An 11,173-nucleotide genomic window follows, 5' to 3' on the forward strand; every position below is an offset into this window, starting at 1 on the left:
ATTATCTACTCATTCTTTAATCTAACTCAAAAAATACTTTGTAAGCCCTATATGTTTCATACAAGTCAGCTTTTGATGAAATTTCAAACAAGGAATGCATTGATATAAGTGCAGGCCCTGCATCTATCGTTCTAATTCCATAGTAAGCCAGAAATTTAGCTACAGTTCCTCCACCACCTTCATCTACCTTTCCAAAGCCTCCAGACTGATATTTAATTTCATTTTTGTCAAATATCTGTCTTATTTCCTGAATAAATTCCGCATCAGCATCATTTGCCATAACTTTTCCACGGCTTCCTGTATATTTTGCAAACGCCAGTCCATAAGACAACCGTGCCACATTTTCCATATCGTGAACTGATTTAAACACTGGATTAAGTGCAGCCGTAACATCTGACGACAATGCCTTAGAATTCCACAAAGTTTCCCTCAATATCTGATCATTGTAATTTTTTTCAGTAAGTGAAAGCATTTTCCCAACAACATATTCAGGCAATGTTGACTTCAAGCTCGTAGAACCTTCGCTTCCAATTTCTTCTTTATCTGTCAAATAAATCATAACAGTTTTCTCAGTTTCCTTAATATCAAACAAGGCTCTAAGCGAAGTATATGCACAAATTCTGTCATCTTGACCATATCCTCCAATCATGCTCTTATCAAGCCCCACATCCCGCAATTTTCCAGCAGGTACAACTTCCAGCTCCGCTGTAAAGAAATCATCTTCCTCTATTCCATAATCCTTTTTCAATTTATCCAGCACAAACTGCTTTATTTTTTTATTCACATTCTCATCATTTAAAGGCATATTTCCAAATAGCAGTTTTAATTCTTCGCCTTTAATAACTTCCCTTGCTTTTCTGTCATCCTGAACATTATACGCCAGATGCGGCAATATATCAGGCATACTGAATACAGGCTCGTCATCTTTTTCCCCAATTGAAAGTGTAACTTTTTCTCCATTTTTTAAGAAAACAACACCATGCAATGCTAATGGAGTCGCAGCCCATTGATATTTTTTGATTCCACCATAATAATGCGTATTTAAAAGTGCAAATTCCTCGTCTTCCATTATTGGATTAGGCTTTAAGTCCAGTCTTGGTGAATCCACATGGGAAACAATCATATTAATCCCGCTTTTTATATCATTTCCGACAATTACCGCAATGATATTTTTATTTCTGTTGTTAAAATAAATTTTATCCCCTTTTTTCAATTCACTTTTTTCATTAATATTGACAAAGCCATTTTTTTCAAGTTCCTTTTCTGTCAAATTCACAAATTCTCTCTCTGTTTTGGCAGAATCCAAATATTTTTTATAATCTTCAGCAAAGTCAAAAATTACTCTTTTTTGTTCATCTGTATAATTTTTCCACAAATTTTCCTTTGTCATTTTCTACATCCTTTCCAAAGTCAACAAAATATACAACAAAAGATGGCGACTTGAAAAAATATCCCAAATCAGCCACCTTCTTTCCTAATTAAATTAATTTTTCAATTTACATAATTTATTTAACTTCGTTCAATTTTTTTTCCAATTCTTTTCCAGCTTCTTCATATCCTGGTTTTCCTAACAATGCAAACATATTTTTCTTGTATGCTTCCACTCCAGGCTGATCAAACGGATTTACACCTAAAAGGTATCCGCTTACTCCACACGCTTTTTCAAAGAAGTAGAATGTGTATCCCAAATGATAAGGAGTTACTTCAGGAATGTTTACTCCCAAATTAGGCACATTTCCGTCAACGTGTGCCAGTATTACTCCATCAGTCGCTTTTTTGTTTACGTAATCCAATGTTTTTCCAGCGATAAAGTTTAGTCCATCAAGATTATCCTTGTCGCTTTCAATTGTAAATTCCACTTCTGGTTTTCCAATAGAAACTACTGTTTCAAAGAACAATCTTTTCCCTTCCTGAATATATTGTCCCAATGAATGCAAGTCTGCTGAAAAATCTGCCGAAGTTGGATACAAACCTTTTCCATCTTTCCCTTCAGATTCTCCAAACAATTGTTTCCACCATTCTGCCAAATAATGAACTCTTGGCTCATAATTTACCATTAATTCCAAGTCTTTTCCTTTTCTATGCAAAATATTTCTAACAGCTGCATATTGTAAAGCCTGATTTTCGTCCATATCCTTTTTCGAAAAATCATTCATCGCATCTTTTGCTCCAGCCATCAAGTCATCAATATTAATTCCAGCTGCAGCGATTGGTAAAAGTCCTACTGCAGTTAATACAGAAAATCTTCCACCAACATTGTCAGGTACAACAAAAGTTTCATATCCTTCAGCTGTAGCAAGTGTTTTTAATGCTCCTTTTTCCTTATCTGTTGTAGCATAAATTCTTTTTGCAGCTTCTTCTTTTCCATATTTTTCTTCCAGCATTTTTTTGAACACTCTGAATGCAATCGCAGGTTCAGTCGTAGTCCCAGATTTTGAAATTACATTTACTGAAAAATCCCTATCTCCAACAACTTCAATTAAATGTTGTAAATAAACACCGCTCATATTTGTCCCTGCAAAGTAGATTTCTGGAGTTTTTCTTTTATCTTTTGGCAAGTTATTGTAAAAGCTGTGTGATAAAAACTCAATTGCAGCCTTTGCCCCTAAATATGATCCTCCTATTCCAATTACAACTAAAACTTCTGAATCATTTTTAATTTTTTCAGCTGCCTTTTTTATTCTGACAAACTCATCCTTGTCATAATTTTCAGGCAAGTCAACCCATCCTAAAAAATCATTTCCTGCTCCACTTTTTGAAGTCAGCACTTCATTTGCCAACTCTACATACGGTTTAATCTGTTTTAATTCATTTTCGTTAAAAAAATTTTTTGCAAATTGATAATTAAAATTCAATTTCATTTTCTTTTATCTCCTTAATATACATATTTTATTTCCCAGATTCCCTGAAAATCAAAAAATCCCTGTCATTTCACACATAGTAATCCAACTTTAAAATTGAACAAAATTATAAATTTAAAAACTTAAATCTTTTTTTCAATTAAAGTATAACAAAAAAAGTATTTTTTTTCAAATTTTTCTATCATATTTTTAGATTTTTAAAAATTTTTTCTAAAAATTTTAAATTTTATCACATATGCCCTGTATTATATTCAAAATCGGACTTGTTCCAGTTGGATAAATTCAAGACTTTTAATCTCAGCTTTAAAATCGTTCTGCTGTGCTTGCATTTTTTATATTGAACTAATTAAGGCTAAATAAATTTAAGATTTTAATAAAATAGTCACAACTTTAAATTTAATTTATTCATATCTTGTTAAATTTCCCTTGCTTACAGTTCCCTTAACATTAAAATTATCATCAAAATATGTCAAATCCGCAAAATATCCTTCCTTTATAAATCCATATTTTTGATCCACAGCCACAGCTTCAGCAGGATAGGAAGTAGCCATTCTAAGTGCTTCCTCAAGCGAAACATGCACCTTTTCCACAAGATTTTTTATCCCCTCAATCATAACAAGCGCTGAACCTCCCAAAGTTCCTTCTGGCGAAACACATTTTCCATTTTTATATAAAACTCGATTCCCTTCAAACATAAATTCCGTCATATTATCAGTTCCAGCAGGACTAACCGCATCCGTCACAAGATAAAGTCTGTCCTTCAATATTTTCTTAGCAATTTCCACGGAAGCAAAATCCATATGAAGCCCATCAACTATTATCCCGCAATTTGTCGTATCATTATTGAATAAAAACCCTACAACTCCAGGCTCTCTCGAATCCAACGCCCTCATTGCATTATATAAATGTGTCGCACAGTTAAAATAGTCTTTCTTTTCCATGCATTCCTTATAAGTTGCATTCGTATGCCCCACAGCGATATTAATCCCCCCCTTTTTCAATTTTTCAAGATGTTCAATCTTAGCCTTTTCAGGAGCTATTGTTATTATTTTCGTAGCCTCAGTCCCTGCATCCGCTATTTTTTGTACCATTTCATCAGACAGGACTCTTATATATTCAGGACGGTGAATCCCCTTTTTCTCAACACTTATATACGGTCCTTCAATATGAAGTCCCAAAACTCCAATTTCCTCCTTATCCTTCATTTCCTTCATAAGATTCAGAGCTTTTTCTATTTTCTCATCTGGAGAAGTTATAAGCGTTGGTAAAAACGAAGTACATCCGTATCTTTTATTAGTCTCATTCATTATCTCAAGTGTTTTTCTCGAAATATCATCATTAAACAGCACTCCTCCACATCCGTTAATCTGCAAGTCAATAAACCCTGGCGACAATACCATCCCTTTGACATCAACTACTTCCTGATTTTCCACTTCCTTTTCCTCAATCAAATCAAAATCTGTTACTTTTTTTATAAATTTCCCCTCTAAAACAACCGCATTTTCCCCAATAAACTTCTCCCCATCAAAAATTTTCGCATTTTTTATAATCATCTCAACAATTCCTCTCTATTTTGCTAATTCAATCAAATATTTTTTATACTCTTCCAAATCCAAGTTCTTAGCTTCAATTTCCTTAAAATACCTATATGTCTTAACCTTTATATCTGAAGCCGCCATCTCATCAATTACCAGTACCGCCCTTCTGTGCAGCTGTAAAGCCGAGATCGTCCAAAGATGGTTTACTCCGCCTTCTACCCCATGATAAACAGCACGAGCCTTTTTGTAGCCATTCGCAAGAATCATAACTTCCTTTGAGTCCATAAGCGTTCCTACACCAATTGTCAAGGCTAGTTTTGGCACTTTTTCAATGTCATTGTCAAAAAATCTTGAATTTGCCAAAATTGTATCATAAGTTAGATCCTTGTCCCTTGTATGTGAAGAAAGCGACGAACCTGGCTCATTAAATGCTATATGTCCATCTTCTCCGACTCCACCTAAAAACAGCTGGATACCTCCAACTCTTTTTATTTTTCCCTCATAATCTTGACATTCCTTTTCCAAATCTTTCGCACATCCATCCAGAATATTTATATTTTCTTTTTTTATATCAATATACTTAAAAAAGTTTTCAATCATAAAATAATGATAACTTTGCGGATCTTCTGGCTTTAATCCCACATACTCATCCATATTAAAAGTCACGACATTTTCAAATGACAATATTTTCTCATTGTACAAATTTATCAGTTCCTTATAAGTCGCAAGCGGTGTAGAACCAGTAGGAAGCCCCAGCACAAAAGGCTTTTCCTTTGTAGGCCTAAATTTTAATATTTTTTTCGCTATCTGATATGCACTCCATCTTGCAACTTCATCAGCATTTTTCAAAATAATTACACGCATTCAATTCACTTCCTTTAATATTTTTTAAAAATTTAAATTTTCATTAAAAACAACTCTTACCATTATTATATAACCTTTTTTAATTATGTCAAGTGTATTTTTACTTTTTATAAAATCTTAGCAATTTCTATTGGAAAAAATACAAAAAACATTGTATAATTTATATGGTGATGATAAATAAAAAAACTGTAAATTACAGTAAATTAATTAGGAGGAAATATGAAGACGTATTTAGTAACAGGTGCCGCTGGCTTTATCGGTGCCAATTATTTAAAGTATATTTTAAACAAATACAAAAATGAAGAAATTAAGGTAATTGTGGTTGATGCACTGACTTATGCTGGAAATTTAGGAACAATTGCTTATGAAATTAAAGATGAAAGAGTAAAATTTGAAAAAGTTGATATTCGTGATCAAAAGGAAATTGCTAGAATTTTTTCTGAAAATGATGTTGACTTTGTTGTAAACTTTGCAGCGGAATCACACGTTGATCGTTCCATCGAAAATCCACAAATATTCTTAGAAACAAATATTCTTGGTACGCAAAATCTTTTGGAAAATGCAAAAAAAGCGTGGACTGTCGCAAAAGATGAAAATGGCTACCCAGTTTATAAAGAAGGTGTAAAATATTTACAAGTTTCCACAGATGAAGTTTATGGAAGCCTTTCAAAAGATTATGACACAGCGATTAATTTGGTAATTGACGATGAAGAAGTGAAAAAAGTTGTAAAAAACAGAACAAATTTAAAAACTTACGGGAAAAAATTCTTTACAGAAAAAACTGCCCTTGATCCAAGAAGTCCGTATTCAGCTTCTAAAGCGAGTGCAGATCACATCGTAATCGCCTACGGTGAAACTTACAAAATGCCAATAAACATCACAAGATGTTCAAACAACTACGGCCCTTACCACTTCCCGGAAAAATTAATCCCGCTTATGATTAAAAACGTGCTGGAAGGCAAGAAATTACCAGTTTACGGAAAAGGGGACAACGTAAGAGACTGGGTTTATGTGGAAGATCACTGCAAAGGAATTGACTTGGTTTTAAGAAATGCTGATATTTACGAAATTTACAATATTGGTGGTTTTAACGAAGAACAAAATATTAACATTGTAAAACTGGTTATCGACATTTTAAAAGAAGAAATTGGAAATAATGACGAATACAAAAAAGTTCTAAAAACTGATTTGCAGAATATAAACTATGATTTAATTACTTACGTTCAGGACAGACTTGGACACGATATGAGATATGCCATCGATCCTTCAAAAATCGCAAGGGATTTGGGATGGTATCCAGAAACAGACTTTGAAACAGGTATTAGAAAAACTGTAAAATGGTACTTGGAACATCAGGACTGGGTAAATGAGGTAGTTTCGGGAGATTATCAAAAATATTATGAAGAAATGTACGGAAATAAATAATCAAATTTATATAAAAAAGGAGCAAATCAATGAACAATTTTACAATAAAGGAAACTCCAATAAAAGATTTAGTAATAATCGAGCCAAAAGTTTTTGGAGATGAAAGAGGATTTTTTATGGAAACTTACAACCAAAAATCCTTTGAAGAATTAGGACTTACAATGAACTTCGTCCAAGACAACCACTCAAAATCAAAAAAAGGCGTTTTGCGTGGACTTCACTTCCAGACAAAACACACTCAAGGAAAATTAGTACGAGTAATAAAGGGAAGCGTCTACGATGTGGCAGTTGATTTAAGAAAAGGAAGCAAAACTTTTGGAAAATGGTACGCAGTAAAATTATCCGCTGAAAATAAATTAATGTTCTACGTTCCAGAAGGTTTTGCACATGGCTTTCTAACACTAGAAGATGAAACAGAATTTGTTTACAGATGTACAGATTTATATGCCCCTGAATACGACAGCGGGCTTTTATGGAGCGACAAAACTTTAAATATCGACTGGAAATTTGAAGAATTTGGAATAAATCCCGATGAACTGACGATTTCTGATAAAGATAAAATTCAACAGAAATTTGATGAAAACAAAAATTATTTTGAATAAAAAACAATCTAAAATTAGCTATTTCTTAACTGAGATAGCTTTTTTCTTTTACAAAAAAAGACAGAAAAAACTTCTTTTCAAAAGCCTTCCTGCCTAAATCACTTTCTCCTACTTTAATAGTACACTCGCTCTGTTCTTGTACAACTATACCCCCAAGGAGTTGGATAAGTACAATCTTTCAGAGCTTCTTTCCACAATTGTCGATCAAAAAGTTCACAACCAACAACACTCAACCCTAACAAAACCACTACCAAAATTCTAATTAAATTTTTCATAATACCTATTCTCCTTAAGACACCTTCTATTTTCTAGTATTATACCACACAATTATTTTAATTCAATTTCAAATACCTGTTTTTTTTTTTGATTAGAATTATATTATAAACCTAAATTTTTTAACCCAAAATAGTAAAATTAAATATTTCCAGTAATGCTTCATAAAATATTCATAACTTTTGTTTGATTTTAAAACCCTTTTACCACTCTAATTTTATTTTTTTTGATAAACCCTTACATAATCAACTTTCATTTCTGTCGGAAAATCCACATCCCCATCTTCACCAGTTTTCTTGCTCAAAGCCACATTTATCATTATGAAATATGGTTGATTAAACGGATTTTGCAGTCCTCTTTTTTCCAGTTCCTTGTAAGAGAATTTTTTATACACCTTATTGTTAAATAGCCATTTTATTTCCTTATCATCCCATTCCACCGCATAAGTATTAAAGTTAGTCAATTTTTCCCTAGGCCATTTACTCAGTTTGTAATCATCCCCATCAAATGTTTCATAAGTGTTGTCACTTTTCAGCACGTGAAGTGTCCCTGTCGCACGTCGCATATCATCCCCATAAGTTTCCACTATGTCAATTTCTCCAACTGCTGGCCCTCCCGTAGCTTGAGAATACCCTTCAGGCCACAGCCAGAACGCAGGCCAAGTCCCGATTCCTTCAGGCATAGCCGCTCTCATCTCAATTTTCCCATACTGCACATTATAAAGATTTCTTGTATGAATTGCCCCGGAACTATAAAGAATTCTTCTCTCAACACCATTAATATTAACCCTTTTATCAGTTTCCTTCTTTAATGTGATAATCATATTTCCATTTTCAATTTTAACATTATCCCTTAAATAATACTGCTTTGCATCAAACCCATACTGATTAACCAGATTCCCATTTTCATCCAAATAATTTCCAGCATTCCAAGGGTTCCCATTTTCCCAGTAAGCCCATTTCGTACCATCCAGCTGATTTCCATTAAATTCATCATTCCAAACCAGTTTCCAGCTTTTCCCTGTTACTTTTGAGATAAATCTATTAAATTTACTTCTCTTGGAACTTTTTACCTCAACTTCAGCTTTCCCTGCTACTTCAATTTCATTTTCAGCCTTTTGTTGCACTTCATTCACCATAGTTTCAACTTTCTGAGTTTTCTGAGCAATTCCTATTTTCTGATTCTCCCCCGCCGCAAATACCATATTTCCAGCCAGTACAAACAAAACCACTCTTAAAAAAATCTTTTTTTTCATCCTTTCTTTTTCTCCTTTTTCAAATTATCTCTTTAGCTATTTGTAAAAGTTTGAAATCTCTAATAATTACAATGTTTTTACAGTTTTAATTTTTACCATTTTTCCCCAGTACTTTTTACTGTAAAACTTTAATATTTTAATAAAAACTTTGTATTTATTAAGTTTTTATATTATTACTTTTACAATCACCTACAAATTGTCTCTTCCATTTGTAAAAATTCAAAACAATTTTACAACATACACTCAAATATTTTATACTAATTTTCATATAAAATCAACCAATTTTTTTTATTCAAAAAAATTCCAAAACATTCTCTAACTTCTATAAAATCAAATTGATAAAATTCAAATAAACCTGAATTTGAACAAACTTCTAAGTTACATTTTAAAACAATTTTACAAAAAAAGACAGAAAAAACTTCTTTTTAAAAGTCTTCCTGCCTAATTCACTCCTATTTTCCCATTATTTAATACGTTCTATTTCCATATTTATCTACACAATACACTGTTCCAGAGACTCACAACATTTTTCGCCTATTTTCTTTCTATATTTGTCTACTTTTTGCCAAAATTTTAGACTAAATAATTCACACCCAGTAACACTCAGCCCCAACAAAACCAATGCCAAAATCCTAATCAAATTTTTCATGCCCGCCACTCTCCTCATAAAATTTTCTATCCTCTAACATTATAACAGACATTTATTTCAATCCAATTTCACTTGGATTATTTTTTTTGATTAGAATATCGTTATAACTCTTAAACTCTTTAAATGATCCTATCTCCAAAACTCAAAATTTTCATTTTTTAAACATAAACTAGCCATAGGTTATTGCGTAGCAATCTTGCCACAATTTTAATTATTAAGATAAAACTTTACTGCAAGATAAGGATTTGCGGCAATGAGCAATTCTACGAACATAAAAAAGAAAAAACATAAAAATTATAAAAAAATTTTCAGAATATAAAAATCATTAATCTAAATATCTGAAAATAAATTTTTAAATAAAAAAATATAATTTTTTATTTTTTATATTTTATCATACATTCCCTATTTTTCTCTTTTCTCTCCTTATCAAAAAACCATCCCCACTTATTAAAATATTTTATAGCCGATTTTACATGCATCATCATCATTTTCCGTGACTTATAAGAAGCCTTCCCATGCTCATGAATTATCTGTACTTCAGGATAAAAAACAGTCCTATACTTCTGCCCAATCCGTCTGCACAAATCATAATCCTCCATATACATAAAGTACCTCTTATCAAATCCACCAATTTCCTTCAAAACATCCGTCCGTACAAAAATAAAACACCCCGACAAAATCGGAACATCAATTATTTCCTTATAATCATACCATTTCATCTCATAATCATAATCCAATTTATCAACAACCGACTTCACTGGCAAAAATCTCCTAAATATCAGATTCACAGGCGATGGTAACAACCGACAAGACTTCGTAACTTCCCCATCAGTCCCATATATTTTTGGCCCAATTTGCCCAATATTCTTATTCTCCCTCATATATTCCATAATTTTCTCAATAGTATTTTCCTCAAAAAAAACATCAGAATTCACCATCAAATGAAACTCTGACTCCACTTCTCCCGAAACCAATTTCCTAATCACAACATTATGCCCCGCTCCAAATCCATCATTTGAATTATTAAAAATATACTCAATTCTATCATCCAAAAATCCTTCTACAAACTCTCTTAATCCATCTTTTTCAGAATTATCAGAAATCCACAACTTAAATCTAAGTCCCACTTTCTGAAAACACCCAATAATCTTCCTTAATTCCTCCTGTTTCGTATTATAAGTCACAATACAAGCTGTAAAATCATACATAATCCAACCTCTATTCATATTTTTTATTCACAAAATTATACCATTTTCCCCTCGTTCTAACAACAAAATTTTTTCAATTTATCTTTCATATTCAACCTATTTGATACTACCCCTCATAAACTATATTAAGGGCAGGAAGTTTTAAATCCTTGCTAAATTGTATGCAATTCAAAATTTATTAAATATTCGCTATGTAAATGGGGAACAGTATAAATTATAACTTCCAAAATATTGTCAAAAGCAACATATCTCTCATAAGTCTCCAATATCAGCAAAGAATACAGTTTCTTACTTCCAAAATTAAATTATATCAATCTATAAATCATTTTCATTTAAAATCGGTGCCTTAAATGATATAGTTATCAGCTTTTTCATCAATTTACCCTTTATGAAATGAAGATATTCTCTTTCCGTCTATTCAATTTTCTCTTTTCCAGTCAATTTTTTATTCTTTTGTCAGTTTAGTGAAAAAAACTACACCTCCTATCTTGTCGTATC

8 protein-coding genes are annotated in these 11,173 nt (G+C 32.2%); 2 read left to right on the top strand and 6 right to left on the bottom strand.

What is annotated here, in order from left to right:
- Nucleotides 1-16: 16 nt before the first annotated feature.
- The 4 genes from K324_RS0104905 to nagB form a co-directional block, all read right to left on the bottom strand.
- Nucleotides 17-1,390: an aminopeptidase gene (locus K324_RS0104905; RefSeq protein WP_026748175.1), complete on the bottom strand. Its 1,374-nt coding sequence runs from the start codon at nt 1,388-1,390 to the stop codon at nt 17-19.
- A 115-nt stretch (nt 1,391-1,505) separates the two neighbouring features.
- The gene (locus tag K324_RS0104915; RefSeq protein ID WP_026748176.1) at nt 1,506-2,861 is read right to left on the bottom strand and encodes a glucose-6-phosphate isomerase; all 1,356 of its coding nucleotides are present in this window, start codon (nt 2,859-2,861) and stop codon (nt 1,506-1,508) included.
- Between the two features lie 401 nt (nt 2,862-3,262).
- Complete coding sequence (gene nagA / locus K324_RS0104920) at nt 3,263-4,414, bottom strand: N-acetylglucosamine-6-phosphate deacetylase (RefSeq protein ID WP_026748177.1); 1,152 nt, start codon at nt 4,412-4,414, stop codon at nt 3,263-3,265.
- Between the two features lie 15 nt (nt 4,415-4,429).
- The gene (gene nagB, locus K324_RS0104925; protein WP_026748178.1) at nt 4,430-5,263 is read right to left on the bottom strand and encodes a glucosamine-6-phosphate deaminase; all 834 of its coding nucleotides are present in this window, start codon (nt 5,261-5,263) and stop codon (nt 4,430-4,432) included.
- A 219-nt stretch (nt 5,264-5,482) separates the two neighbouring features.
- On the opposite strand from nagB, the gene K324_RS0104930 reads away from it, so the two are divergent.
- A complete protein-coding gene (locus K324_RS0104930; RefSeq protein WP_026748179.1) occupies nt 5,483-6,688 on the top strand; it encodes a dTDP-glucose 4,6-dehydratase in 1,206 nt (401 codons plus the stop codon).
- A 29-nt stretch (nt 6,689-6,717) separates the two neighbouring features.
- On the top strand, nt 6,718-7,290 hold the full coding sequence (gene rfbC / locus K324_RS0104935; RefSeq protein WP_026748180.1) for a dTDP-4-dehydrorhamnose 3,5-epimerase: 573 nt from the start codon (nt 6,718-6,720) through the stop codon (nt 7,288-7,290).
- 490 nt (nt 7,291-7,780) lie between these two features.
- Here rfbC and K324_RS0104945 read toward each other — a convergent pair whose 3' ends face one another.
- Nucleotides 7,781-8,818, bottom strand: a complete 1,038-nt coding sequence (locus K324_RS0104945; RefSeq protein WP_026748181.1) for a glycoside hydrolase family 16 protein — start codon at nt 8,816-8,818, stop codon at nt 7,781-7,783.
- 1,023 nt (nt 8,819-9,841) lie between these two features.
- Nucleotides 9,842-10,675 (bottom strand): glycosyltransferase family 2 protein, encoded by an 834-nt coding sequence (locus tag K324_RS0104955; RefSeq protein WP_036095163.1) that lies wholly within the window; start codon nt 10,673-10,675, stop codon nt 9,842-9,844.
- Nucleotides 10,676-11,173: the final 498 nt, after the last annotated feature.

It is taken from the genome of Leptotrichia trevisanii DSM 22070, assembly GCF_000482505.1.
Lineage (GTDB): Bacteria > Fusobacteriota > Fusobacteriia > Fusobacteriales > Leptotrichiaceae > Leptotrichia > Leptotrichia trevisanii.

Excerpts from the sequence above, each read along its gene's own strand:
- K324_RS0104905 (WP_026748175.1), bottom strand. The coding sequence starts at position 1,390 with ATGACAAAGGAAAATTTGTGGAAAAATTATACAGATGAACAAAAAAGA.
- K324_RS0104915 (WP_026748176.1), bottom strand. The coding sequence starts at position 2,861 with ATGAAATTGAATTTTAATTATCAATTTGCAAAAAATTTTTTTAACGAA.
- nagA (WP_026748177.1), bottom strand. The coding sequence starts at position 4,414 with ATGATTATAAAAAATGCGAAAATTTTTGATGGGGAGAAGTTTATTGGG.
- nagB (WP_026748178.1), bottom strand. The coding sequence starts at position 5,263 with ATGCGTGTAATTATTTTGAAAAATGCTGATGAAGTTGCAAGATGGAGT.
- K324_RS0104930 (WP_026748179.1), top strand. The coding sequence starts at position 5,483 with ATGAAGACGTATTTAGTAACAGGTGCCGCTGGCTTTATCGGTGCCAAT.
- rfbC (WP_026748180.1), top strand. The coding sequence starts at position 6,718 with ATGAACAATTTTACAATAAAGGAAACTCCAATAAAAGATTTAGTAATA.
- K324_RS0104945 (WP_026748181.1), bottom strand. The coding sequence starts at position 8,818 with ATGAAAAAAAAGATTTTTTTAAGAGTGGTTTTGTTTGTACTGGCTGGA.
- K324_RS0104955 (WP_036095163.1), bottom strand. The coding sequence starts at position 10,675 with ATGTATGATTTTACAGCTTGTATTGTGACTTATAATACGAAACAGGAG.